The organism is Pseudomonas sp. BJa3 (assembly GCF_026343815.1).
Taxonomy (GTDB): domain Bacteria; phylum Pseudomonadota; class Gammaproteobacteria; order Pseudomonadales; family Pseudomonadaceae; genus Aquipseudomonas; species Aquipseudomonas soli.
Map to the genome: position 1 here is coordinate 1 of NZ_JAOXMC010000613.1, position 229 is coordinate 229.

General features: G+C 69.0%; 1 protein-coding gene. It reads right to left on the minus strand.

Annotation, left to right across the window (positions count from 1 at the left end; all coding sequences use genetic code 11):
• Nucleotides 1–229: hypothetical protein (locus tag OH705_RS29000; RefSeq protein ID WP_267303672.1), on the minus strand; the 229-nt coding region annotated here is incomplete at both ends.

A 229-nucleotide genomic window follows, 5' to 3' on the forward strand; every position in this document is an offset into this window, starting at 1 on the left:
GCCGATACGCGCTTCGGTGCTGCGCGGATCCAGGGTCATCGCCATGCGCTGCCGTTCGAGCGCGCGCTCGGTCCAACCGCGCATGCTGAAGACCGAGCCGAGGCGTGACTGGAGGCCGGCGTTGTTGGGCGCCAGCGCGACGAGCGCCTGGAGTGCCGCTTCCGCCTCGCGAAGTCGATTGCCGTACGCGGTCACCATCGCGTGGTTCGTGTCGGCTTCGAATCGCTGC